This window comes from Arthrobacter sp. PGP41, from assembly GCF_002953935.1.
GTDB lineage: Bacteria > Actinomycetota > Actinomycetes > Actinomycetales > Micrococcaceae > Arthrobacter.
On the sequence record NZ_CP026514.1, the window covers coordinates 1,119,395 to 1,143,855 of the forward strand.

Sequence of the window (24,461 nt, forward strand, 5' to 3'; positions counted from 1 at the left end):
GCTGCCCGCGTGATGCTTGACACAATCCTCCGTGAACGTTTACGATGAGGTCCGTAAACGTTTACGGTCGGTTCGTAAACGCTTACGGAGGTAGCACGTTCAATGAGGAAAGGAGCGGGATGGCTGACAGCAGCATCGTCTACGCACTCGCGCTCGATCCCAGCACTGGGCTTCGAAATGTCGACCAGGCCCAGTGGGCAAATTTGGAAGTGCTCCTGAGGGGTACAGCGCCCGGCGATCTCGCAGCCGCTGTCCGCACCTTCGTCTCCGCCGGTTCCTCGGCCGTCGTCGGAATTTTCGATGGCAACCTGCTCTGGGCAAGCCTGGTTGTCTCTGTGGACCACTCCGGCGCACCCGCGTCCGTGTCCACGATTGCCGGTCCGATGGCCCAATCGGGCGGGGAAATGGCTAAAGCCGCAGGCGAAGCGGTGCGGTGGGTCCAAGCCCACCAAGGGCCCTGTTCCCTGGGCCTTTTCGTCGACAAGGTGCATGCAGAGGCGCTCCTGAAAGCTTCAGACAAAGCCGCCGCTCTACGCACAGCCTCGGCCGCCGGCGGACTCGTCCTCTCGCCGGTTCCCCCTGCCCTGGCAGTAGCGCTCGCCTGATCCATCCCAGGCACCCACCCCATCCATCCACTCAAAAGCACTGGAGAACAATGATGATCCGCAGGCTTCCCATCGTGGCCCTGGCCGCAGCCCTGTCACTTTCTGTCGCTTCCTGCAGCAGTTCAACAACTGCCACGTCAAACGCCCCCGACGCCGGCGTGTCCGAAAAAGCCCAGCAGGCCCTTGACAAGATCAAGGGGCAGGTTCTGAGCAAGGGCCCCAACGGCGAGACGCCCTCGCCAGCGTCCGTCGCGGATTTGACTCCCGAAGAGATCGCGAAGGTCAAGGGACTCAACGCCAAAGCCGCAATCGTGATGCACTATGGCGGCAACGACTGGGCCACAGCCCAGGTAAACGGACTTAAGAGCGAACTTGAGAAGCTCGGCATCAAGGTCATCGCCACAACCGACGCGAACTTCAAGCCGGACAAGCAGGTCTCGGACATCGAGACTGTCATGACGCAGGATCCGGACATCATCGTTTCCATCCCAACGGACCCCGTGGCCACGGCCTCCGCGTACAAGAAAGCCGCGGATGCCGGCACGAAGCTCGTCTTCATGGACAACATCCCCCAGGGGCTGACCGCCGGCAAGGACTACGTCTCTGTTGTTTCGGCCGACAACTACGGCAACGGCGTCGTCTCCGCCCACCAGATGGCCAAAGCGCTCGGGGGCAAGGGAAAGATCGGACTCGTCTTCCACCAGGCCGACTTCTTCGTGACCAAGCAGCGCTACGACGGATTCAAGGAAACCATCACGAAGGAGTACCCGGAGATCCAGATCGTCGAGGAAAAGGGCATAGCCGGTCCGGACTTCGCTGGAGATGCGCAGGCAGCTGCGAACGCCATGCTGAGCAAGTACCCTGACCTGGCCGGCATCTGGGCGGTGTGGGACGTTCCCGCCGAGGGTGTCATGGCTGCGGCCCGTGCCGCGGGCCGCCCGGACCTGAAGATCGCCACCGAGGACCTCGGCAAGAATGTGGCCATCGCCCTGGCCAAGGACGAACTCGTCATCGGCCTCGGAGCGCAGGTTCCGTTCGACCAGGGTGTTACAGAGGCACGGCTGGCTGCCGGCGCGCTCATCGGCAAGGAAGCGCCCGCCTATGTGGCATTGAGTGCCCTCCCGGTTGACCACTCCAACGTCCTGGAAGCCTGGAAGCAGGTCTACCACGAGGACGCCCCGAAGGATATCCAGGACTCCTACAAGCAGTAGCCAGACCCGACGGCGCGGGGGCTCCAACCCCCGCGCCGCGCCGAAAGGGCAACCATGAACACCGCAGACAATGTCGTCGAAATGCGCTCGATCTCCAAGGGCTTCAACGGCGTTTCCGTGCTGAAGGACGTCGCCTTCGACGTCCGAAAGGGCGAGGTCCACGCACTCGCAGGCGGCAACGGCGCCGGGAAGTCCACGCTCATGAAGATCCTCCAGGGCGTCTATCAGGCAGACGCTGGAGAGATCCTCATAGGCGGGGAACTGGCCGCCATCAACTCGATCCAGGACGCGAAGGCCGCCGGGATCGGGATGGTTTTCCAGGAATTCAGCCTGGTACCGAGCCTGACCGTTGCACAGAACATCTTCCTTGCCGCCGAACCGCTCGGCAGGGGCGGCCTCATTGACGACCGTACCGCGGTGAAACGGGCCAGGGAGGTCTTCGCTGAGATGGAGGTCGACGTCGACCCCCGTGCGGAGGTCGCCCGGCTGGGGACTGCATACTGGCAGCTGACCGAGATCGCCAAGGCCCTGGCCCAGAACGCCCAAGTGCTGATCATGGACGAACCCACTGCCAGCCTGGCCCGGCACGAGTCCGAGTCGCTGTTCGAACTGATTGACCGCCTCAAGCAGCGGGGCATCTCCATCATCTACATCTCGCACCGCATGGACGAGGTGTACAGGCTCGCTGACCGGATCACCATCCTCCGCGACGGCCGCCACCTGCTTACCGCGCCACTGACCGACGTCACTCCCGAACAGATCGTGGAAGGCATCGTGGGCAAGAAGATCGAGGGCCAGCTTTCCTACCGCGCACGGGACCATGCGGTGCACGACGGCGCGCCCCTGCTGGAGGTGCGCGGGCTTAACGCCGGGCACCGGGTACGGGACGTTTCCTTCACGCTCCGGTCCGGTGAGATCCTCGGCCTGGCAGGGCTGATGGGAAGCGGACGCACCGAGCTTGCCCGTGCCCTCTTCGGCATCGACAAGGTGGACAGCGGTGACGTCCTCCTGCGGGGCAAAAAGGTCAACCTTGCCTCGCCCCAGCAGGCCATCAATGCCGGCGTCGCCCTCATCCCGGAGGACCGCAGGGCACAAGGCCTGGTACTGGAGCATTCCGTCCAGGACAACCTGCTGCTTCCCCTCCTTGGGCAGATCCAGCGGGGACCACTCCTCGACGGCGCCAAGGGCAAGGAATTGTCCTCGTCGCTGATCAAGAGGTTCGCGGTCAAGGTGGCCCACCCCAACCGCCCGGTGCGGCTCCTCTCGGGCGGCAACCAGCAGAAGGTGGTCATCGCCAAGTGGCTGGGCACCGATCCGGACATCCTGATCCTGGACGAGCCAACGGCCGGCGTGGACATCGGCACCAAAAGCGAAATCTTGGACATGATCCGTGAGCTGGCGAGTGCCGGCAAAGCCGTCATCGTCATCTCCTCCGAGTACCCCGAACTACTCGCGGTCAGCGACCGCGTCCTCGTCCTCAGGGACGGCTCCATCATCCGCGACATTCCCCGCAGCGAGATCGCTGACGAGGAGTATCTCCAACTTGCAGTCCAGGGAGTCTGAACAGTGAGCAAGGCAAACACCATCGCGCCCCGGAACACCGCGGCCCGCAATTTCGGCACCGTCCTGAAAGAACTCGACTGGCGGCGCTACGTCATCTACATCGGCTTCGTCGTCGTCTTCCTCTTCTTCGCCATTCTGCTGCGCGACCAGGGCTTCCTGTCGCCGAACAACCTGTTGAACATCTTCCGGCAGACCGCCACCATCACCGTCATCGCCGTGGGCATGACCTACGTGATCGCATGCGCGGAGATCGACCTGAGCGTCGGATCCGTGGCCGGCCTCTCCAGTGTCTGCACCGCGATGGCACTGTCCCAGTGGGGGCTGATTCCCGGCATCCTCGCGGGCCTCGCCGTCGGACTCGTGGTCGGATCAGTCAACGGTGCGCTTGTCAGCCTCCTCGGCATCCCGTCCTTCCTGGTGACGCTCGGCATGCTGGGGATAGCGGTCGGCGTCGCCCAATGGATCACAGCCTCGGCGCCCCAGCCCATCCTGAACGACACGTTCAACATGCTGTTTGGATCCGGCAACTTCGGTCCCATTCCGGGCTTGGTGGTCTGGAGCGCCATCTTCGTGGCCATCGGCGCCGTCGTACTGAACCGCACAAGGTTCGGCCGCCAGGTCCTGGCCACGGGAGGCAACCGCAATGCCGCGGAGTTCACCGGCATCAACACCAAGCGCATCAAATTCCAGGTGCTCCTTATCTCGGCCGTGGCGGCAAGCGTCGCCGGCATGCTCTACGCCGGCCGCCTCCAGTCCGGACGGTTCCAGTGGGGATCGGGAGACGAACTCTCTGCCATCGCCGCCGTCATCCTGGGTGGAACCAGCCTCTTCGGCGGGTTCGGCTCCATCATCGGCACCCTCTTCGGCGCCCTGCTGATCGGCCTGATCAACAACGGACTGATCCTCGCCGGACTCGACAGCAGCCAGCAGCAGGTTGTCCGCGGCGCCATCATCATCCTGGCCGTCGCTATGGCCCGGAAGAAGTAGCACACATGACTCTCAACTGTTCTTCGGCTCCTGAAAGGCACAAGCAATGAAACTTGGTTACTGTTCCATCACCTGGGGCGGCGTGGTGGGCCACGCCCAAGGCGTGACGAGCGTCAAGGACCTCTTTTACCTGACCCACGGGTCCATGAAGGACGCCGTCCGGGACATCGCATCCGTCGGCTACGAGGGTGTTGAGATGTTCGACGGCAACCTCGCGGAATACGCGGAAAAGCCCGAGGAGCTCAAAGAAATCCTCGCCAGTTCCGGGGTATCCCTTACAAGCGTGTACACGGGTGCGAACTTCATCTACGCCGATATCCTTCCGGACGAGCTGCACCGGATCCACCGGGCTGCCGAGCTGGCCGCAGACTTCGGAGCTGAACGGCTCGTGGTTGGAGGGGGAGCACGGCGCGCGGCCGGAACCACCGAAGAGGACTACCGCCGCCTCGGCGAGGCCCTTGACAACGTCACGGACATCGCCGAAAGCTTCGGGCTGTCGGCGAGCTACCATCCACACCTGACCACCATCGTGGAAAGCCCGGACGAGCTGGACAAGCTCATGCCGCTCACACGGATCGGTTTCTGCCCCGACACCGCCCATCTTGCGGCCGGCGGAGCAGATCCGGCCGCGGTCATCCGGAAGTACCCCGACAGGATCCGGCACGTCCACCTCAAGGACTTCCGGCAAGACCCTTTTTCCTTCCTCCCCCTGGGCCAGGGCGAACTCGACTTCCCGGACATCCTCGCGGCAATCCGGGAAAGCGGCTACGACAGCTGGCTCATGGTGGAACTCGACGGCTATGACGGGGATCCCCGGGAAGCGGCCGAGATCAGCAAGAAGTACCTCGAGAAACTCCTCTGACCATCCTGACCACCAGGGAGAGCCACCGCAGGCGGCTCCCGACTTTTCCGAAAGGAACACGATTCACATGCAGCACCTTAACGTCGGCCTCATCGGAGGCGGCTTCATGGGCAAAGCCCATTCCTTGGCTTATGCCGCTATGCCCATGTTCTTTTGGCCCGCCCCGGCCCTCCCGGTCCGCAAGGTCATCGCTGAGGCCAACCCGGAACTGGCCGCCGAAGCGGCCCGCCGCTTCGGCTTCGAGAATTCGACCTCGGACTGGCGCAGCATCATCGACGATCCGGACATCCACGTCGTAGATATTGCTACGCCAAACCACCTCCACGCAGAAATCGCGATCGCCGCGGCCGAAGCAGGCAAGCACATCATCTGTGAGAAACCGCTGGCGCGCACGGGCGAAGAATCAAAAGCCATGTACGACGCGGTGAAGGATAAGAACATCGTCCACATGGTCGCCTTCAACTACCGTCGCACTCCCGCGGTCGCGCTGGCCAAGAAATACATTGAGGAAGGTTCCATCGGCCGAATCCTCAGCTTCCGCGGCACCTACCTGCAGGACTGGAGCGCCGATCCCAACTCCCCGTTGTCGTGGCGTTTCCAGAAGTCGATCGCGGGGTCCGGCGCCCTAGGCGACATCGCAACCCACGTCATCGACATGGCCCGTTACCTCGTCGGTGAGTTCAGCTCCGTCAACTCCGTCCTGTCCACCTGGATCCCGGAGCGCCCGCTCCAAACGGGCGGCGCTGACGCACTCGGAACGGTGCGGGGCGGAGAGGGCCCGCGCGGCGAAGTTGACGTGGACGATGAGGTGATGACGATGATCCGCTTCGCCAACGGCGCCGTCGGATCCCTTGAGGCGACGCGCAACGCGTACGGAAGGAACAATTACATCACCTTCGAAATCCACGGAACCGAAGGAAGCATCGTCTTCAACTACGAACGGCGCGACGAGCTCCAGGTCTGCTTCGCCTCCGACCAAGGCGACCGCCGCGGATTCCGCACCGTTTACACCGGCCCGGCCCATCCCTACGGAGAAGGACTCTGGCCCATTCCGGCCCTCGGCATCGGCTACGGGGAAACGAAGATCATCGAAGCCTACGACTTCTTCAAAGCCATTGCGGAAGGCGGAAGCGTGAGCCCCAATTTCGCAGACGGCTACCAGACCGCACTCATCGACGACGCAATTGTCGAATCGGCTGCAAAAGAGTCCTGGGTCGAGGTCCCACAGATCACCGCTTGATCCTAGGGGAGGGACGGTGAAGAGCCGTTCCTCCTCCGGTTGCGGACAGCCCTGGCTGACTGGGTCAGGACTGGAACTGCTGCATCACCGAGAGGTGCCCGGCCCGGGCCGAGACCAGGCATTTGGCCAGGTAGAAGGGCCGGTTGCCGTTCCGCACGTACTGGGTCAGGACCAGCACAGGGTCCGACGGACGCAGGTCCAGCAGCTTCGCCCGGCTGGGCCCCACCTGGCTGAGGCTGATCTGGCACTCGCCCGGCCCGGCCAGCCGGCCCAGCTGGTTGTTGAGCGCGGCAAGCAGGGTGGCGCCGCCGTCGTCCTCTATCTCAAGGGGCGCGGCGGCGCCCTTGCCGACGCTGACGGGCTGGGCGGTGACGTTTTCCTGCAGGTGGGCGATCGCCTCGCCGTCGCGGATCAGGACCGATTCCCAGAGCCAGCAGTCGGTGCCGGGCTCGACGCCGATGCCGGGGGCGACGAATTCGGAGGCGGCCTGCCGGACCACCTGGGTGCGTTTGACCTCCACCTGCTGGCCGGGGCTGCCGAGGACGTCCTCGAACGGCTGGATGCGCTCGATGCCGATGCGGGGGAGCGTGTCCGAGACGAAACGCCCGACGCCGCGCCTTGCCCTGATGAGCCCGTCCTCTTCGAGCAGCATGAGGGCTTCGCGGACCACCGTGCGGCTGACCTTCATGTCCGTGCCGAGTTCCGTTTCGGTGGGGATCATGGAACCGGGCGTGAGCAGGCCGTTGCGGATGGCCGCGGCGATCCGCGAATACACCGCGACGCGCAGGGGAGCGCCGGGCTGGGCAGCCACAGGCTGGGACAGGAACCGGGCGGCGTCCTGGTGCACGATATGCCTCGCTTGCTTGTGGTGGATCCGGTGTCGGTCCGGGGATTCCAGCCTAATGCAACGTCTGACGCGTGTGTTGGACAAGCATGGGTTGCTGACTGTGCGGGCAGGGCCTCCGTACACTGGGGACCATGGTCTCCCGTATCAGCGAACTGGTCCTCAACTGCGCCAATCCGGAACTCCTGGCAGGGTTCTGGAGCGATGTCCTCGGCTACGTCGAGCTTGGCCGGGAGGACGGTGCCATCGAGATCGGCCCGCCGGACGCCGGGTTCGGCGGCCTGCAGCCCACCATCATCCTGAGCCCGAGCAGCAACCCGCGGACCGGGCGCCTCCCCCTGCACATCGACGTCAACCCCATCGACCGGGACCAGGACGCCGAGCTGGAACGTCTGCTTGCCCTCGGGGCCAGCCCGGCCGACGTCGGGCAGGCAGGCGACGAGCCATGGCACGTCCTGGCCGATCCCGAGGGCAACGAGTTCTGCCTCCTGCGCAAGCGGCTTGACGCCTGACCTGGCACTGAGCTGCCCGGGCGGCATGGTCCCAAAGGGGGGAAAAGGAAAAGATGAAAGCCTTGGCTTCGGTTTCGCTGGCGGAGTTGCTTGTGCAGCTGCTGGCAGCGGGCTCTCATTCGACGTGTCCCACCTAGGCGGGGTTGCTGCGGGAACCAGGCGGCGGAGCGGCCACGGCCGGCGAGGCGGTGAGCGGAACACCGAGCCTCGTTGCCGCCGTCGCAGGCGCCCGGGCGCGGGTCAGTGACCTCCAACGCGCGCCCTTGACAGCCGGTCCAGCACTTAGGAATATCAAAGTGCCGGTGGGTCCGGCTTCTTCCTTGGGGAGCTGACCTCCGGTTCGGCCTCTCCAGGGGGTTATCGGATGCAGTCAGCACGCCGTCGCCGCAGACTCTTTCGTGGTGTGGCTGCGATTGCCGCGGCAGTCCTGACGGTCTCCACGGCGGGCTGCACCGGCCCTCCGGAACCCCCCGGGCCTCCCAACGGGTTTGCGCCCCCTGCACCTGATGTCCGGATCGCTGCCGTCGGCGACATGAACGACGCAGGGAACACCGACCCTGACAGCCCGTCCGGCCGGAACGCTGCTGCGATTACCCAACTCGTGCAGGACAACCAGATCGACGCGTTCCTGGGTCTCGGCGATTTCCAGTACGACACCGCTTATTGCGACGACTATGTGAACTACTGGGCGACCCTGTGGCGTGGCACGATGCCCAAGCTGTACTGGGTTTCGGCCCCCAACCATGACTGGGAACCCGGCCGCAATGAGGACCTCGACAACTTCATGAACGGCCAGTGCCCGGAGGCTCCGAAAAAGGCTGCGATCAACGAGGAGCGTGGACGCATCGAGAACGGGGAGGCGTACTCGAAGGACTTCGGGAACTGGCACTTCGCGTTCCTGTCCTCAGCGCACTGGCGGTACAACCCCGCACAGGCCCGGGCGATAACACGATGGCTGGACAAGGACCTCGCCGCTGCGAAGGCGGCTGGGAAGCACCTGGCGGTGGTGCACCACGAGCCCTACTTCACGTCGAACACGTCCGAGCACAACCGGGCTGCTGACCACAAGCCGTGGATCGACGTGATGTGGAAGCACCGGGTGCGCCTGACACTGTCAGGGTCACAACACAACTACGAGCGGTCATGCCCGGTGAACAATAGGGACGAATGCGTCGACGACGGGATAACGGCAGGGACGAATGCGTCGACGACGGGATAACGGCATTCCAGGTTTCCACTGGCGGTATTGGGCTCCGCCCCTTCACCAGCAGTCCGCGGTATATCGAGAACCGGTTCAGCGACACCCACGGGTTCCTTCGGCTGACGCTGCGCCATGACGGTTCCTTCGACTGGAACTTCATTGCAACACGGGGGCCGGGCACGGACTCGGGCACGCGTTCCGCACCCAAATAAGGGCCACCGTGTGCGCCCGATTCATCAAGCTCGCTAACTAGCTGATGGCGGTCATGATGTTCCAGCCGTCGCCGACTTTGATGCGCCAGCCGAAGAGGCCGTTGCCGGTGCCGGGGTAGGTCCAGAGGGTGCCGCCGGTGTCGCGTGCGGTGAGGTCTGGTTTGCCGTCCCCGGTGAGGTCACCGGCGGCGCTGATGGCGGTCATGATGTTCCAGCCGTCGCCGACTTTGATGCGCCAGCCGAAGAGGCCGTTGCCGGTGCCGGGGTAGGTCCAGAGGGTGCCGCTGGTGTCGCGTGCGGTGAGGTCTGGTTTGCCGTCCCCGGTGAGGTCGCCGGCGGCGCTGATGGCGGTCATGATGTTCCAGCCGTCGCCGACTTTGATGCGCCAGCCGAAGAGGCCGTTGCCGGTGCCGGGGTAGGTCCAGAGGGTGCCGCTGGTGTCGCGTGCGGTGAGGTCTGGTTTGCCGTCCCCGGTGAGGTCGCCGGCGGCGCTGATGGCGGTCATGATGTTCCAGCCGTCGCCGACTTTGATGCGCCAGCCGAAGAGGCCGTTGCCGGTGCCGGGGTAGGTCCAGAGGGTGCCGCTGGTGTCGCGTGCGGTGAGGTCTGGTTTGCCGTCCCCGGTGAGGTCGCCGGCGGCGCTGATGGCGGTCATGATGTTCCAGCCGTCGCCGACTTTGATGCGCCCGCCGAAGAGGCCGTTGCCGGTGCCGGGATAGGTCCAGAGGGTGCCGTCGGTGTCCCGGGCCAGCAGGTCGGCCAGGCCGTCGCCGGTAAAGTCCCGTGCTGCCGCCACAGGAGCGGGCAGCCAGGCATCACGGCCCGTGTTGAGCAGGCGGTTCGGGGTGCCCGGTGACGCGCCGGCGATAACATCCGGGACGGCAGCCGAGGTTATTTCCGCGGAAACTCCTGCCGGCGTCTGCCCGGGGTTTTGGGACAGGACTACAGCCGCAGCACCCGCAACGTGCGGGGCTGCCATGGACGTGCCGTTCAAAGTGGCGGTGGCCGTCGTCGAGGTGTGCCCGGCTGACTGGATGCCGACCCCGGGCGCGTAGAGGTCAACACAGCTGCCGTGGTTCGAGAACCACGCCTGGCGGTCCGAGGAATCGCTGGCGGCCACCGTCAGCGCCTCGGGCACGCGTGCGGGTGACCGGGTGCAGGAATCCACTCCCGTGTTGCCTGCGGCCACGACTGTCGTGACGCCGTCACCGATGACGCCCCGGACCGCCGCGTCCACCACGCTGTTGCCGCCGCTGCCAAGGCTGAGGTTTGCGACGGCGGGCGTCCCGGCGGCGTGATGCGCAGCAATCCAGTCAAGGCCCGCGACGACGTCCGAATCGTAGCCGGAACCTTCGCAATCGAGGACGCGGACCGGAACGATGGTGGCGGCCTTCGCCACTCCGAACGTCCTGCCGGCGATGGTTCCCGCGACGTGCGTGCCGTGTCCGTTGCAGTCACTGCTGCCCACGCCGTCCGCGACGGAAGTCCAGCCAGCCGCGACCCGGCCGCCAAAATCCGAGTGGGCAGCCAGCACGCCGGTATCGATGACATAGGCGTTGACGCCGGCGCCTGAGGAAGGCGGCGTGAACGTGCCGGAGAGCGGGAGCGCCTTTTGGTCGATCCGGTCCAGCCCCCACGGCGGAGACTGCTGGGTCTCATCCAGCGAAACGGGCCCGTCCACCTCGATGGCCGCAATCCGGGGAGAGCGGGCGAGGGCAGTGGCCTGCCCCTTGGTGGCTGTGATGACTGCACCCCGCACCGCGGCGGAGAAGGTTTTTCCCACGGCCACGCCCTGGGAGCGCAGGGCCTGGGCCTCATGGGCGACGTCGGCGCCCGGGGAGAAGCTGATCAGGTACCGTTCCGGGCCGCCCTGGTCCTGCTGGCCGGGAGCCACCGTGAAGGGCGCTGCAGCAGCGGGCACGGCTGCCTGCACTGCAGCGGCTGCAACCGCGAGGGCGCCAAGCGCGCTCAGGAGTCGTTTCGGGAATGGCATGGTGTCCTCCTCAGGACCTGCACGGACGGGTTGGGCAGCTTGACGGTAAGCCAGAAGAAGTTCGCAGCGGCGGGACCAGCCGATTGGCTGAGGTGCTGAAGGGCATTGACGCAGTGCACGTTTCGCAGGCTGCGCTCCCGCGGACAAGATCCAGCGTCCCGGCTCGCGGGCGCCACAGTGGCCCCCAGGCCATTCCTTACGCCCCCGTCAGGCTTGAGCGAACAAGTGAACCCGTCCGTTGTCACGCGATCTTGTCTTCCCCCCGGTGTACACCCCGGCTGAGCCCGGAGCCTGTCCCAACGCTGGGTTTCCGCTCAGGAAACCGGGGCGTTGTGACGCAACAAGTTTACAGGAGCAGCCCGGGCCTGTGGCCCCTGCGAGGGCCCGTCGCATGGGTCAGTAGCGAGGAGGGCAAACACGGTGGCGATGGTCTGTGACCACCACCCAGCCGCTCCATGCGCGGGTGTTCGGCGATAGTTGTCAGCGCGCCTGGCTTTCGTCGGTGGGGCTTCAACCGAATACTCGGGCCTTCCGCCCTGGCCGAGGTGCCCAGCCTCGAATAGTGGACGGGAGCTCAAACGGCAATGCCCCCGGCTGCAGCGAAGGCTGCGGCCGGGGGCATTACTGGATTCGGTTGTGCGGGCGTCGCCCGGACGGTGCCTTTAGACGGTCCCTTTAAGCGTGGGTCCTGCTGTGGCCCTTGGTGAGGACCAGGGCCAGGGCCACCATACCGACGCCGAGCAGCAGGTGCAGGCCGTTGTCGAAGGCGTTCAGCGGGACGAAGTTGCCGGCCGAATCCTGCGGGACAACCAGGCCGTAGACAAAGAGGACCAGGTAGATGATGCCGCCGTAGAGCAGGAATGAGCGGGCGCCGCCGGCGGTCTTGGCCAGGACGATGCCGGCAACGCCGAAGAGCAGGTGGACGATGTTGTGCAGGGCGGAGACCTGGAAGAGGCCCAGCAGCATTGCCTCGGAATGCGCGCCGGCGAAGTGCAGCTGTTCGAAGTTGGCCGTGATGCCCGGAACGAATCCCAGGATTCCGACCAGCAGGAATACAGCACCTACGGCCAGTGATGCCTTTTGCACGTTGGTGCGGGTTGCAGTGCCGGTGTTCGTGTGTGTTGCCATGGTGTTTCTCCTGAATGCGATATGGGTTTATGGGTTTAGCTGGTTGTTTTTACCTGCCTGCCCCAAAGGGTTATGCCAGCAATTCGTGCTGTATCGCATTGCGGATGGGTCCGCACTCAAAATGATTTGGCCGGGCCACCATCCAGCCGGTCATGGCCAATAGGAGCACGGCCGCGTCAACGCACTGCCGGAAGTTTGCCGTAAGCGGGCAAAAAGGAGACCCGTGTCCGGAATGTCCGGGCACGGGTCTCCTGTTCTGCGGTCAGCCCTGGTAAGCGGCAGCCGACGCGAAGACGACGATGATGATGATGACGGCGAGCGCCAGCGACAAGTAGCCGATCACTAGGGCGGCGATTGCCAGGCCGCGGCCGCCTTCACCGGTGGTCTTGATCTGGTTCAGGGCGATGTGCCCCAGGATGATGCCGAGCAGGCTGACGAAGAATGACGAGATCAGCGCTGCAATGGCCAGCGTGTTGGTCTTGGCCTGCATGGTTGGCTGCGGGTAGCTCTGGTACTGCGGCTGATACTGAGGTGTGCTCATGAGTGATGCCTTTCGAATCCGAAAACGATGGGTCCCCCCGGCCCGCCTATTGCGGAGCGGCAATCAAAAAGTATCAATATTCCGGGCAGTAAGGACGGTTGACGCGAAAGAATTCCACTACGCCGCCCCAGAACAGCCCGGGAGTGTCCAGCACCGCGTTGTGGAAGAGGGCGAGCACCACGGTGCCCGGAGGAGTGCCATAGAAATCCATGGCGTCCTTGGATTGGGCAGGCGGGCGGACGACGGATGAGCCCTAAGCTACACGTTACCTCCGACAATTTTCGGCGGCGCGAACGGGATGTATTCCGGATGAAGCACAGGTGCCCTCACGCAGGTGATTGGACGGCGAGGCCTGCCTCTACCGCTGCTGCGAGTAGTTCCGCATCGTAGGCGACCAGGACATCCGCCTGCAGCCGGATTGCGGTGGCCAGGTGGATGGCATGGGCACTCCGCAGCTTGCCGGGCAGCGCTGCCATACATGAGGTCCGGACGTGAAACGTCCACAAGGTTGATTCCGCTGAGTGCCGTGTTGATGAGTTCGCCCGGTATTCCACGGCGGCGCCCCGCGCAGTGAAGCTCAGTGTAGAGGAGCATGGAGGCGGCCAGTACGTCCCCCTGTGAGGCCGCTGCCGACAGGTAGCCGGCAGTCGCCGCTGATTCGTCTTCCGCGATCACCAGCTTAAGGACAGCAGAGGTGTCCACATAGATGATCAACGGTCCCCGCGAAGATCGTCCAAAATTTCAGCAGTGCTGGCCTGCGAAGTCATACGCGGCAAGGAACGGAAGTCGACGGGACCGGCCTTTGCAGGCCGGACCTGGCCCGCCAGCAGGAGCCGTTCAAAGGGAGACGCCGAAGGAGGGATCAACGTTGCCGCGACCTCGCCGTTGTTGGTGACGTCGATAGTTTCGCCGTTCTTGACGCGCTCAAGGATTTTACTGCTGTTATTGCGTAGCTCACGGTGCGGAATAGTAGTCATGCCTGCCTCCGTAGCAATTGTCGCAAAAGGAAGGGTCCGAAGATAAGTATCAACCTGTCTCCGCCTGCTCCCAGTGCCGCCGGAGCAATTCAGCCAGCCGCTTGGGCTCGATCCGGTGGGGAGGATCAAAGTGGTGGCGCTTGGGGAACACTTCCAGATGGAAATCCGGGAAGAACACCCGGGCCAGCCGGGCGGCGATCTCGCCGTAGTCATCAGGGTTGCTCAGGCCGCCCAGGGCGAAGAACACGGGCGGTTGAAAGGCGGCCAAGCGGGCCCTGTCCAGGTGGTAGCTCTTGAAGGTCCGCAGGAAGGCCTTGATACCCGCGGGCCGCTTGGCCATCCACGGGGGCGGGGGACCGGGCGGCGGGGGCGGAAGGACGACGTCGTGCCTCACTCCCAGCCTCATGAAGGCGGGCATGAACTGCTCGGGCGGGAGCGTTTCCAGCCGCTCGTAATGTTTCCAGAGTTCGGTGTGGGCGGGGCTCCAGTCCCAGTTCCCGGCCCAGGCGGGCTCCAGCAGTGCCAGGCTGAGCAGCCTGTCAGGATGTTTTGCGGCGAAGGCCAGGGCAGCCGCGCCGCCGCCGGAGTACCCCAGAAGGTGGAAGGTCTCCCACCCGAGGGCATCAGCCTCCCGCAGCACGCCGTCGATCTCGGTGTCCAGGCTCCAGCCGGGCGGCGGTTCGTCGTCCGCGTAGAGCTCCAGGTCCTTGGCGACCGCCTGCACATCGGGTCCCAAGGCTTCAATCAGCGGGCCGTAGGCCTCATCGGCGGGGAGGACGGCGCCCGGCAGCAGGATGACCCGAATCGGTTTCATGGAAGGAACCCTACGCCGGGGTCGGCTGTTGGCAAGGGGTGCGTTCGCACGGCTTCAGCCGCCCAGGCCGGCGATGTGGCCGGCCACGTATTTGGCGTCGTCGCCCACCAGTGCCAGGGTGGCCGAGGCGTGCCTCGTCAGCCAAGGCAGTCCGACGGCGTACAGGCCGGTGACGTCCGTGACGCCCCGGGAGTGCCGGGGGTAGTTCCACTCATCCAGCACCGGGATGTCCAGGAAGCTGAAGTCCAGGCCGTACCCGGTGGCCCAGATGACTGCCGTGATGCCCTCCGCGTCCAGGTCCAGCCGTGCCCCGGATTCCGGGGGGAGCCATGAATCGGTCTGCGGCGTTTCCGGGGCCGGCGCATCGATGCCGGCTGCCGCGATGTAGGCGTCCGCCATCAGCTTCAGGCGCTGGCCGAACCCTGCCTCAACCAACGCCAGGCGTTCGGGGAGGTCGTCGCTGAAGGCGAGGACGCCGTCGTCAATTCCCTCAAAGCGGCCGTGCAGCCGGACGCCGCGGCGGCCCAGGTCCCGCACGCGGATGCTGTGGCCGCCCTCGTTGCCGGAAACCAGCGGATTGCACAGGAAACGCGCCGCAGGGGAGGGGAGCTGGTCCACCTGGAAACCGTTGATGCCGTGCTCGGGCCCGTGCAGGTTGACCTGCAGGATCCAGTGGAAGACGTCCTGGCCCCGGTACCGGCGCGGCGCCTCGGGGCAGGTTGAGACAGCCAGGTGCACCACCCGGCCGGCCGCCAGCAGGTCTTCGGTAATCTGCCCGCCTGACTGTCCGGTGCCCACCACCAGCACTGTGCCGTCCGGCAGCTGCTGCGGATTGCGGTACTCGTGGCTGTGCAGCTGGAGCACATGCGGGGGAAGGCCGGCCGCCGCCGCCGGGATGCGCGGCAGCTGGAAGGCTCCGTTCGCCAGCACGACGTTCTGTGCCGCGAATTGCCCGCCTGTGCTTTCCACGCTGAATCCGCCGTCAGCCCGGCCAATCCGGGTGGCTTCGGTGCCCAGCCGCACCGGCGCCGAAATCCGCTGAGCGTAATCACGGAACAGGTTGATGACGGCGTCGCGGGGGAGGAAAGCGTCAGGCTCGGGACCGTCGTAGGTCAGGCCCGGCAGCATGAAGGAGAAGTTGGGCGTGTTCAGGTAGAACGAATCCCAGCGGTCCTGCCATGCCCCGCCCAAGGCATCCCGCCGCTCCAGCACCTGGTGCTCCACGCCGTGCCGCGTCAGCCAGTAGCTGGTAGCAAGGCCGGCCTGCCCGGCCCCGATCACCAGGGTGTTCACCCGTTGCGGTATCTCCATGGTTTGCTCCCGCAGGTCAGGAGGCGGACAGGATCTGCTGCTGGCAGGATATGCCCGGATGGGTGCCGTGGTAAGTGCTGCTCCAAATCTCCTGTAGTGTTGATCCTGTTGTTGTGTTTATGCAGTTGGTAGTTCAGGCAGTACGCGCGGTCGAAAGTCCGCGTTCTTCTGAAGTAGCGGTTTTGAACACCCCACACCGGAGGGCCCGAAAGTCGGGACTTTCCCTCCACCTTCACGAAGGACAAAAATAATGGCTACTGGTACCGTCAAATGGTTTAACGCTGAAAAGGGCTTCGGCTTCATTTCCCCCGATGACTCCTCACAGGACGTTTTCGCACACTACTCTGCGATCAACTCCAACGGCTTCCGCTCCCTCGAAGAGAACCAGAAGGTTTCCTTCGACACCGAGCAGGGCCCCAAGGGTCCCCAGGCCACCAACATCCAGGCCCTCTAATTCATTAGGGAATCTGGGGCCTTCGGGTTTCGAATTTTGAAAAGCAGGGCCGGTCAGCTGACCGGCCCTGCTTTTGCTTAACCCGGCTGTGCTGCCAGATCAGCGCTGCAGGACCTTCTCCGGCTCTGGAAGGATGGCCCTATGCGGTCCGCCGCACGCGTCACCGCTCCGCATCAGCATTGAGGACACCGAGCCAGGGATCTGGCGCCGCCTGCGCGTTTCCCGCCGCCCTGACAGTGGAAGAATTCCATCTTGCCGTGCAGGCGGCCTTCGGCTGGGAGGACCGCCACCTTTACGCCGTCAGGTGCGTAGATCCCCGCGGGAACGGGCGTGTGGTTGCAGGGCCCCGCGACGCAACGGAGGGGTTGGAGGCAGAGGCGGCCTCCGCCGTCGTCCTTTCCGACCTGATGGATCCCCGGAAGCCGGGCACGGCCTGCGAGTGCGAGTACGACTTCGGCGACGGCTGGACTCATCAGGTTGAGTTGCTCGGGCCGGCCGAACTGGCTTACGGCGAGCTCCAGTGCGTCGGCGGCGCCAACCGTTGTCCCATGAGGATTCCGGCGGGCCGGAAGGATATGCCAACCCGGTCCGCATCCTCGCGGACCGGCACTATCCGGAAAATGGCGATGCCTGAGAGACACGGCGGTCCGTGCACAGACGTGCAGCGGCCATGAACGACGATGCGACGGCAGTACCGGCAGAAAAAAAGCTACTGATCAGTAACAACGCTTGTGGAATGCCCCCGAAACCTGGCCGCGCCCAGTGCAAGCGGCGGGCGGTCCCGGCCGCACGTTCGTGCAGAACCCGCCGCGGCCGCCCGCTCCTGCCTAGCCTTTAAAGGGTCCGGGCAGGAACGCGGCCCGCAGCACAAGCTCCGGCTCATGCCCGGCCCATCCCGCTGACACGCAAACGAAGAGGTTTATATGTCACTGCTCAAAAAGGCACTGTCCCTGGCCGCGACTGCCGTCCTGGCCGGTTCCCTCGCCGCGGCACCCGCCCAGGCGGACGTCGTCGAAATTTCCCCGCCCGGCGCCAACGACTGGTCCTGCAAGCCGTCCGCCGAGCACCCCTACCCTGTCATCCTGGTCCCCGGGACCTTCGAAAGCATGGCAAAAAACTGGTCCACCCTGTCGCCGTACTTGAAGAGCGAAGGGTACTGCGTCTTTGCGCTTAACTATGGTGAGACGAACGGCGTCTACGCCACCGCGCCGGTAGCGGAATCCGCGAAGGAACTCGCCCCGTTTGTCGACGCTGTCCGCGCAGCCACCGGCGCAAAGAAGGTGGACCTCGTGGGCCACAGCCAGGGCGGCATGATGCCCCGCTACTACATGGGCTTCCTCGGCGGCGCCAAAAACGTCAACCAGCTCGTTGGCATCGCCCCCTCGAACCACGGCACGGAAGGAGTGATTCTTCCTCCGCCGGACGTCGTGGCGGACCCGGACTACACGGCTCTCGGGTGCGCGGCGTGCGCCGACCAGCAGGCAGGGTCGCCGTTCATGCAGGAACTCAACTCCATCGGGGACACTGTTGCCGGGCCGTCCTACACCGTGATTTCCACCGTCTACGACGAAGTGGTGATTCCCTACAACAGCCAGTTCCTGTCCGGCCCGGCGCGGCAGGTTACCAACATCACCATCCAGGACAAGTGCCCGGCGGATGTGTTTGAGCACGACCAGACGCCGAATGACCCCGTGGTGCACCAGATCGTTGCCCATGCCCTGGGCAGGACGTCAGGGCCGGCGGATCCGGCCTACCAGCCCCGCTGCATCTAGCAGCGGGCCGCCGCTTCGCTACTTGTCCGGGTCCGGGTCCCGGACGTCCTTTTCGCCGATGTCCGCCGCGCCCAGGGCTGCCGCCGCCGCGCTGTGGACCGGTTCGTGTTCGCGGACCCGGATCTCGGGGTGGTGCAGGTCCAGGGCGGGCCGCTCCGAACGGATCCGGGGCAGGGACGTGAAGTTGTGCCGTGGAGGCGGGCAGGACGTGGCCCATTCCAGCGAGGCGCCGAAGCCCCAGGGATCGTCCACGGTGACCTTCTTCCCCGCCCGCCAGGTGATGTAGACGTTCCAGAAGAACGGAATCAGGGAGGCGCCCAACAGGAAGGAACTGAAGGTGGAGAACTGGTTCATCAAGGTGAAGTTGTCCTCCACCAGGTAGTCCGCGTACCGGCGGGGCATGCCCATGACGCCCAGCCAGTGCTGGATGAGGAATGTGCCATGGAAGCCAACGAGCAGCATCCAGAAGTGGATCTTGCCCAGGCGTTCATTGAGCATGGTGCCGGTGAACTTGGGCCACCAGAAGTAGAACCCGGCGAACATCGCGAACACCACGGTGCCGAACACCACGTAGTGGAAGTGCGCCACCACGAAGTAGGAGTCCGAGACGTGGAAGTCCAGCGGCGGGGACGCCAGGATGATGCCGGTCAAGCCGCCGAACAGGAAGGTGATCAGGAAGCCGATGCTCCAGAGCATCGGGGTTTCGAACGTCAGGGAACCGCCCCACATGGTGCCGATCCAGTTGAAGAACTTCACGCCGGTGGGGACTGCGATCAGCATGGTCATGAAGGCGAAGAACGGCAGCAGCACGGATCCGGTGACGTACATGTGGTGTGCCCATACCGTCATGGATAGGGCGGCGATGGAGATGGTGGCGTAGACCAGGCCCTTGTAGCCGAAGATCGGTTTGCGGCTGAAGACCGGGAAGATCTCTGAGACGATGCCGAAGAACGGCAGCGCGATGATGTATACCTCGGGGTGGCCGAAGAACCAGAACAGGTGCTGCCAGAGGATGGCGCCGCCGTTTTCGGGATCGTAGATGTGGGCTCCGAAGCGGCGGTCCGCGCCGAGGGCGAAGAGTGCTGCTGCCAGCGGCGGGAACGCCATGATCACCAGGATGGCCGTCACCAGGGTGTTCCAGGTGAAAATCGGCATCCGCCACATGGTCAGGCCGGGGGCACGCATGCAGATGATGGTGGTGATGAAGTTGACCGCACCCAGGATGGTGCCGAAGCCGGACAGCGCCAGGCCGAACACCCACAGGTCACCGCCGATGCCGGGACTGAAGGTGGTATCGGACAGCGGCGCGTAGGCGAACCAGCCGAACGACGCCGCGCCCTGCGGGGTGATGAAGCCGGACACCGCAATGGTGGAACCGAAGAGGAAGAACCAGAAGGCCAGCGCGTTCAGCCGCGGGAACGCGACGTCCGGCGCGCCGATCTGCAGCGGCATGATCACGTTCGCGAACCCGGCGAAGAGCGGCGTTGCGAACATCAGCAGCATGATGATGCCGTGCATGGTGAACAGCTGGTTGTACTGCTCCTTGGTCTGCAGCACCTGCATGCCGGGCTCGAACAGTTCGGCCCGGATCAGCAGCGCCATCACGCCGCCCATGCAGAAGAACGCAAAGGACGTGATCAGGTACATGTACCCGATGGTCTTGTGGTCCGTGGTGGTAAGCCAGTTGACCACTATGCTGCCCTTGCGCCGGGGTACCACGGCCGGCGCAGCCGTAGCGGCGAGCCCTTCACCTGAACGTCCGGTAGTGGTCATCGTTCCACCTCGCAGATCTCCTGGATGGCGCTGGAGGCCCCTTGCGTAAGCCCTACTTTGAAGGCTACTCAGGATCCCGGTGTCCGGGAAGGGCCCGCGTTGACTCATAGGAAAGGTCCGCGTAGAGGGATACGTTGCCTCATTGGAAAAGGTCCGGGAAGAGGCGAGGCGGACATCCTTGAGGGATGGGACTGACGATGAGCCAGCGTAAGGCCGTCACGGTGATCAAGGCCCGGGCGTATGCGCGCGGGAACCGGCTGGAGAAGGTGCGGATTCTGGATGAACTGGTGGAGCTGACGGGCTGGAACAGGGACTATACGCGGCGGGCTTTGCGTCAGGCTCTGGAGTTGCGCCCGGTGCGTGCCCGTCCGCCGCGGGCCCCGGTTTATGGTCCGCGGGTGATCGAGGCGCTGGTGGTCTGTTGGGCGGTCTTGCGGGGCCCGGCCGGCAAGAGGCTGGCGCCGATGCTGCCGGTGCTCGTGCCCTTGCTGCGCCGGGATGGGGAACTGGACTTGGCGGACGCGGAGGCGGTACTGCTGATGCGGATGAGCGCGGCGACGATCGACCGGAAGCTTGCCCCGGAGCGGGCGAAACTGGTGCTGCGGGGCCGATCGCATACCAAGCCCGGCTCATTGTTGAAGTCCCAGATCTCGGTGAGGACCTGGGCGGATTGGGACGGCGCGGTGCCCGGGTTCGTTGAGATTGATCTGGTTGGGCATGAGGGCGGCGTGGCCTCCGGACAGTTCTGTTTCACCCTGACCGTGACTGATATCGCGACGGGGTGGACGGTCAACCGGTCGGTTCCGAACAAGGCGCAGAAATGGGTGTTCGCGGCGCTGCAGTACGCGTTGGGCAGGTTCCCGTTTCCGATCCTTGGGATTGATTCGGACAACGGGTCCGAGTTCATCAACGACTACCTGCTGGAGTACTGCCACGCCCGGCAGATCACTTTCACCAGGTCCCGGCCGGGGAACAAGAACGATGGGGTCCATGTGGAACAGAAGAACTGGGCCCGCGTCCGTGAGCTCGTGGGGTACTACCGCTACGACACTACGGCGGAACTGGAGAAACTCAACGCCATCTGGGAACTCGATGCCCTCTTCACGAACTACCTGTTGCCCAGCAGAAGCTGCTTTCGAAGGAACGTCATGGGGCCAAAGTGGTCAAGAAACACGATGCCGCCCTCACCCCGCACCAGCGCGCCGCCCGGCATCCGAACGTCCGGAAGCAACCCGTCATCAGCATGAATGCCCAGTTCAAACGACTCAAACCGGCGGCACTGTCCCGGCAAATCCTGGCCCTGACCGGACAGCTCGAAGCACTTAGCCAGGCCAAAGCTGCTCCCCGCGACTACAAGATCAACACCTGGTTCAACTCGTACCCGAAACGGACCTTTTCCAGTGAGGCAACGAAGTAGTCTTCCCGGACCTATTGACGTGAGGCAACAGGGGGCCTTGATGAGGCACCGCCGCGCTAATGCAGCCCCATCGCGTTCCGTACCTCGTCCAGGATGTGGTGCATTGCTGATTCCGCCGCCGCCGTGTCCCCGCCCGCCACGGCTGCAGCCACGTCCTCATGCGCCCGCAGCGCCTCGTTCCGCGGCTTGAACGGCATCAGCCCCTGCTGCGTCCGGCTGGTCAGCACCTCCGCGACCATGCCCTCAAGTGCCCGGAACATCTCGTTTCCGCAGCTTCGCAGCAGCAGCTGGTGGAACTCGATATCGGCCGCCAGGAACCCCTGGAGGTCGCCGGCATCGCCCAGGCGCCGGAGCTCCGCCGCAAGGGCAACAAGCTGGGCGCGTTCAGCGGCGCTGGCCCGGCGCGCTGCGCCCGCGGCGGCAATGGGCTCGACGGCGATGCGCAGCTCCGTGAGGCTGCTGTACTGGGCCTCACGCCGGTCCGAGGCCAGCCGCCAGCGCACCAGCTTGGGGTCAAAGACGTTCCAGAACCGGCGCTCCTGCACCACGATGCCCACCCGGCGCCGCGAATAGACCAGGTTCATCGATTCCAGGACCTTCATGGTGTCCCGGGCAACGGTCCGGGAAATTCCGTACTCCTGCTGGAGCCCCTCCAGGGTGAGCCTGCTGCCCGGGGCCAGCTTCGCGGAGGCGATGGCGACGCCGACCGCCTCCAAAACGCGCTCATGCATCGCGGGGGAGGCCCCGCCGTCGTGCGCCTCATCCGTGCCCTCAACTGTCGCCGTCGACATGTTTTCCGCCTCTCTCTGCGCCGAAGCGCACCTCCAGAATAGCGAACAAAACCGGAAAGGTATGACCTGTGACACGCAAAGATAGTATTTATCTCGTCCAAAGGTGATACCTTATGGCGTAGCCCACGCAACGACGGGCACGCAGCGAGCTTCTTCGAAAGCCAAAGACGTCTTCTCCGGAGGTATGAACATGCAGAATCCACCCATGCATCTCGTGGTGATGGGCGTCGCCGGGTCCGGCAAAACCACCTTGGCGGCGGCCCTGTCCGGGCAGCTGGGCTGGGCCTGCGCCGAGGCGGACGAGTTCCACCCGGACGCGAACATTGCCAAGATGTCCCGGGGCATCCCGCTGCAGGACGAGGACCGCTGGCCGTGGCTCCAGGAAATCCGCTCCTGGATGACCGCACAGGCCCGGGCAGGCTGCAGTACGGTCATCACCTGCTCCGCCCTGAAGAAAAGCTACCGCCAGCTCCTGTCCGAGGCGGAGGGACGCGTCATCTTCCTCCACCTCGACGGCGGCGCGGACCTTATCAGCCAGCGCATGCAGGGCCGCGAGGGCCACTTCATGCCGCCCGCCCTGCTGCCGAGCCAGCTGGCCACCCTCGAGCCGCTCAGCCAGGAAGAGCTCGACGCCGGCAGCCTCCGCCTGGACGTCGCGCAGTCACCCGAACGGCTGGTCGCCGCCGTCGTGCAGGCCCTTCACCTTTCCTCCGGCCCGGCGCCCAGCGCGTCCTGACCACCCCTGACCCCCAACAAATCCTGCTTCAAAGGAGAACCATGACCATCGAAGGATGGACCCAAACACTCGGCGCAGGCCCGCTGCTGCTCATCGCCGCGGCAGCGATCCTCGTCCTGCTGTTCCTGATCATCAGGCTGCGCATGCACGCCCTGTTGGCGCTGATCCTGGTCAGCCTCGCCACCGCCTTCGCCACCGGCATCCCCGCAAACCAGGTGGTCCCGGTGCTGATCAACGGCTTCGGCACGACGCTCGGCACGGTGGCACTCCTGGTGGGCCTGGGCGCGATGCTCGGCCGCATCGTGGAAACCAGCGGCGGCGCCAAGGTGCTGGCCGACTACCTCATTGGCGTCTTCGGCGAAAAGCGCGCCCCGTTCGCGCTGGGCCTGGCCTCGCTGATCTTCGGCTTCCCCATCTTCTTCGACGCCGGCCTGGTGGTCATGCTGCCCGTGGTCTTCGCTGTGGCCCACCGCTTGGGCGGGGGAGTACTCCGCTACGGCCTGCCCGCCGCCGGCGCATTTTCCGTGATGCACATTTTCCTGCCGCCGCACCCGGGTCCGGTGTCCGCAGCGGCCTTCTTCGACGCCAACATTGGCCTGGTGACCATCGCCGGCCTCATCGTCGCCATCCCCACCTGGTACGTCACCGCCTACCTGTACGGCCTCTACACCGGCAAGAAGCTGGTCCTTCCCGTGCCGGAAATCCTGGGCCACGCCACCGCCGAAGCCGAGTCGCACCCGCCGCGCTTCCGCACCATCGTGGGCCTGCTGCTCCTGCCGTTGGTCCTGATCTTCATGAACACCGGGCTGAACACCCTGGCTTCCTCCAACGTCCTGCCCGCAGGCGTCAAGAACGAGCAGTGGTACCAGGTCCTGCGCACCCTCGGCGAAACCCCCGTGGCACTGCTGATCGCCGTGCTGGTGGCCATGTTCGTGCTGGGCGCCAAGCGGGGCAAGGACGCGGGCGCGCTTGAGAAGTTGCTCGAATCATCCCTGGGCCCGGTCTGCTCCGTCATCCTGATCACCGGCGCTGGCGGCATGTTCGGCGGCGTCCTGCGCACCTCCGGCATTGGCCAGGCACTGGCCGACGTCCTGGGCGACCTGGGTATCCCGCTCATCCTCGCCGGTTTCCTGATCTCCGCCATCCTGCGCATCGCCCAGGGTTCGGCCACCGTGGCGCTTACCACCACCGCCGGCCTGATCGCCCCCGCTGTTGCCCTGGCGGGGCTGAACGGGATGCAGGTTGCCGCCCTGGTGATTGCCGTGGCCGCCGGCTCCGTGGTGGTCTCCCACGTCAACGACTCCGGCTTCTGGCTGGTGGGCCGCTTCTTCGGCATGGACGTCAAGACCACCCTGAAGACCTGGACCGTCATGGAAACCCTCATCGGCGTGATGGGCTTCGCCATCGCCGCGGTGATCTTCCTGGTGGCCGGCCTGGCGGGTTAGCCTGCCAAATTAAGGCTCCCCACCTAAGTAGCGCCAAGTGTCGTTTTGGACCCCCAAAACGACACTTGGCGC

The 24,461-nt window shown here is 64.9% G+C and carries 26 protein-coding genes; 15 read left to right on the top strand and 11 right to left on the bottom strand.

Annotated features, from left to right (window positions below):
- The first annotated feature begins 119 nt into the window (after positions 1 to 119).
- The 6 genes from C3B78_RS05105 to C3B78_RS05130 all read left to right on the top strand — a co-directional run bounded on the left by C3B78_RS05105 (position 120) and on the right by C3B78_RS05130 (position 6,468).
- The gene (locus tag C3B78_RS05105; RefSeq protein ID WP_104997106.1) at positions 120 to 605 is read left to right on the top strand and encodes a hypothetical protein; all 486 of its coding nucleotides are present in this window, start codon (positions 120 to 122) and stop codon (positions 603 to 605) included.
- A 50-nt stretch (positions 606 to 655) separates the two neighbouring features.
- On the top strand, positions 656 to 1,816 hold the full coding sequence (locus tag C3B78_RS05110; protein ID WP_104997107.1) for a substrate-binding domain-containing protein: 1,161 nt from the start codon (positions 656 to 658) through the stop codon (positions 1,814 to 1,816).
- A 54-nt stretch (positions 1,817 to 1,870) separates the two neighbouring features.
- A complete protein-coding gene (locus C3B78_RS05115) occupies positions 1,871 to 3,379 on the top strand; it encodes a sugar ABC transporter ATP-binding protein (RefSeq protein WP_104997108.1) in 1,509 nt (502 codons plus the stop codon).
- Between the two features lie 3 nt (positions 3,380 to 3,382).
- Positions 3,383 to 4,366: an ABC transporter permease gene (locus C3B78_RS05120; RefSeq protein ID WP_104997109.1), complete on the top strand. Its 984-nt coding sequence runs from the start codon at positions 3,383 to 3,385 to the stop codon at positions 4,364 to 4,366.
- A 46-nt stretch (positions 4,367 to 4,412) separates the two neighbouring features.
- On the top strand, positions 4,413 to 5,228 hold the full coding sequence (locus tag C3B78_RS05125; RefSeq protein WP_104997110.1) for a sugar phosphate isomerase/epimerase family protein: 816 nt from the start codon (positions 4,413 to 4,415) through the stop codon (positions 5,226 to 5,228).
- A gap of 67 nt (positions 5,229 to 5,295) precedes the next feature.
- A complete protein-coding gene (locus tag C3B78_RS05130) occupies positions 5,296 to 6,468 on the top strand; it encodes a Gfo/Idh/MocA family protein (protein ID WP_104997111.1) in 1,173 nt (390 codons plus the stop codon).
- Positions 6,469 to 6,532: 64 nt separating this feature from the next.
- Here the strand turns inward: C3B78_RS05130 and C3B78_RS05135 are convergent, their stop codons facing one another.
- Positions 6,533 to 7,315, bottom strand: coding sequence for a GntR family transcriptional regulator (locus C3B78_RS05135; RefSeq protein WP_104997112.1), 783 nt, complete (start codon positions 7,313 to 7,315; stop codon positions 6,533 to 6,535).
- A 131-nt stretch (positions 7,316 to 7,446) separates the two neighbouring features.
- On the opposite strand from C3B78_RS05135, the gene C3B78_RS05140 reads away from it, so the two are divergent.
- Together C3B78_RS05140 and C3B78_RS05145 are read left to right on the top strand one after the other, a co-directional pair.
- Positions 7,447 to 7,824, top strand: coding sequence for a VOC family protein (locus tag C3B78_RS05140; RefSeq protein WP_104997113.1), 378 nt, complete (start codon positions 7,447 to 7,449; stop codon positions 7,822 to 7,824).
- Between the two features lie 403 nt (positions 7,825 to 8,227).
- Positions 8,228 to 9,043 carry a metallophosphoesterase family protein gene (locus C3B78_RS05145; RefSeq protein WP_234005524.1) on the top strand — a complete coding sequence of 272 codons (816 nt, stop codon included), beginning with the start codon at positions 8,228 to 8,230 and terminating at the stop codon, positions 9,041 to 9,043.
- Positions 9,044 to 9,274: 231 nt separating this feature from the next.
- On the opposite strand, the gene C3B78_RS05150 is transcribed toward C3B78_RS05145, so the two are convergent.
- From C3B78_RS05150 to C3B78_RS05180, 8 genes are all read right to left on the bottom strand, one after another.
- Positions 9,275 to 11,230 (bottom strand): S8 family serine peptidase, encoded by a 1,956-nt coding sequence (locus tag C3B78_RS05150; RefSeq protein ID WP_104997114.1) that lies wholly within the window; start codon positions 11,228 to 11,230, stop codon positions 9,275 to 9,277.
- A 675-nt stretch (positions 11,231 to 11,905) separates the two neighbouring features.
- Positions 11,906 to 12,358, bottom strand: a complete 453-nt coding sequence (locus tag C3B78_RS05155) for a DUF4383 domain-containing protein (protein WP_104997115.1) — start codon at positions 12,356 to 12,358, stop codon at positions 11,906 to 11,908.
- Positions 12,359 to 12,620: 262 nt separating this feature from the next.
- The gene (locus C3B78_RS05160; RefSeq protein WP_104997116.1) at positions 12,621 to 12,899 is read right to left on the bottom strand and encodes a DUF4190 domain-containing protein; all 279 of its coding nucleotides are present in this window, start codon (positions 12,897 to 12,899) and stop codon (positions 12,621 to 12,623) included.
- 73 nt (positions 12,900 to 12,972) lie between these two features.
- On the bottom strand, positions 12,973 to 13,110 hold the full coding sequence (locus C3B78_RS19625) for a hypothetical protein (RefSeq protein ID WP_158677194.1): 138 nt from the start codon (positions 13,108 to 13,110) through the stop codon (positions 12,973 to 12,975).
- Between the two features lie 115 nt (positions 13,111 to 13,225).
- Entirely contained in the window at positions 13,226 to 13,375 is a 150-nt protein-coding gene (locus C3B78_RS19975) for a hypothetical protein (protein ID WP_234005525.1), read from the bottom strand.
- Positions 13,376 to 13,609: 234 nt separating this feature from the next.
- Positions 13,610 to 13,876, bottom strand: a complete 267-nt coding sequence (locus tag C3B78_RS05170; protein ID WP_104997117.1) for a type II toxin-antitoxin system Phd/YefM family antitoxin — start codon at positions 13,874 to 13,876, stop codon at positions 13,610 to 13,612.
- 49 nt (positions 13,877 to 13,925) lie between these two features.
- Positions 13,926 to 14,690 carry an alpha/beta fold hydrolase gene (locus tag C3B78_RS05175; protein ID WP_104997118.1) on the bottom strand — a complete coding sequence of 255 codons (765 nt, stop codon included), beginning with the start codon at positions 14,688 to 14,690 and terminating at the stop codon, positions 13,926 to 13,928.
- Between the two features lie 54 nt (positions 14,691 to 14,744).
- Positions 14,745 to 16,001 carry a flavin-containing monooxygenase gene (locus C3B78_RS05180; RefSeq protein WP_104997119.1) on the bottom strand — a complete coding sequence of 419 codons (1,257 nt, stop codon included), beginning with the start codon at positions 15,999 to 16,001 and terminating at the stop codon, positions 14,745 to 14,747.
- 250 nt (positions 16,002 to 16,251) lie between these two features.
- Here C3B78_RS05180 and C3B78_RS05185 point away from each other — a divergent pair, with 250 nt between their 5' ends.
- From C3B78_RS05185 to C3B78_RS05195, 3 genes are all read left to right on the top strand, one after another.
- Positions 16,252 to 16,455 carry a cold-shock protein gene (locus tag C3B78_RS05185; RefSeq protein WP_009372930.1) on the top strand — a complete coding sequence of 68 codons (204 nt, stop codon included), beginning with the start codon at positions 16,252 to 16,254 and terminating at the stop codon, positions 16,453 to 16,455.
- Between the two features lie 179 nt (positions 16,456 to 16,634).
- On the top strand, positions 16,635 to 17,129 hold the full coding sequence (locus C3B78_RS20340; RefSeq protein ID WP_442778257.1) for an IS1096 element passenger TnpR family protein: 495 nt from the start codon (positions 16,635 to 16,637) through the stop codon (positions 17,127 to 17,129).
- Between the two features lie 249 nt (positions 17,130 to 17,378).
- On the top strand, positions 17,379 to 18,227 hold the full coding sequence (locus tag C3B78_RS05195) for an esterase/lipase family protein (protein WP_104997121.1): 849 nt from the start codon (positions 17,379 to 17,381) through the stop codon (positions 18,225 to 18,227).
- Between the two features lie 18 nt (positions 18,228 to 18,245).
- Here C3B78_RS05195 and ctaD read toward each other — a convergent pair whose 3' ends face one another.
- Complete coding sequence (gene ctaD / locus C3B78_RS05200; protein ID WP_104997122.1) at positions 18,246 to 20,000, bottom strand: aa3-type cytochrome oxidase subunit I; 1,755 nt, start codon at positions 19,998 to 20,000, stop codon at positions 18,246 to 18,248.
- A 197-nt stretch (positions 20,001 to 20,197) separates the two neighbouring features.
- On the opposite strand from ctaD, the gene C3B78_RS05205 reads away from it, so the two are divergent.
- Together C3B78_RS05205 and C3B78_RS19980 are read left to right on the top strand one after the other, a co-directional pair.
- A complete protein-coding gene (locus tag C3B78_RS05205) occupies positions 20,198 to 21,247 on the top strand; it encodes an integrase catalytic domain-containing protein (protein WP_234005526.1) in 1,050 nt (349 codons plus the stop codon).
- A complete protein-coding gene (locus C3B78_RS19980; RefSeq protein WP_234005527.1) occupies positions 21,244 to 21,417 on the top strand; it encodes a hypothetical protein in 174 nt (57 codons plus the stop codon). The genes C3B78_RS05205 and C3B78_RS19980 overlap by 4 nt, the downstream gene beginning before the upstream one ends.
- Positions 21,418 to 21,473: 56 nt before the next feature.
- On the opposite strand, the gene C3B78_RS05210 is transcribed toward C3B78_RS19980, so the two are convergent.
- A complete protein-coding gene (locus C3B78_RS05210) occupies positions 21,474 to 22,208 on the bottom strand; it encodes a FadR/GntR family transcriptional regulator (protein ID WP_104997123.1) in 735 nt (244 codons plus the stop codon).
- A 190-nt stretch (positions 22,209 to 22,398) separates the two neighbouring features.
- On the opposite strand from C3B78_RS05210, the gene C3B78_RS05215 reads away from it, so the two are divergent.
- Together C3B78_RS05215 and C3B78_RS05220 are read left to right on the top strand one after the other, a co-directional pair.
- A complete protein-coding gene (locus C3B78_RS05215; RefSeq protein WP_104999646.1) occupies positions 22,399 to 22,944 on the top strand; it encodes a gluconokinase in 546 nt (181 codons plus the stop codon).
- A gap of 41 nt (positions 22,945 to 22,985) precedes the next feature.
- Entirely contained in the window at positions 22,986 to 24,389 is a 1,404-nt protein-coding gene (locus tag C3B78_RS05220; protein ID WP_104997124.1) for a GntP family permease, read from the top strand.
- The last annotated feature ends 72 nt before the right edge of the window (positions 24,390 to 24,461 follow it).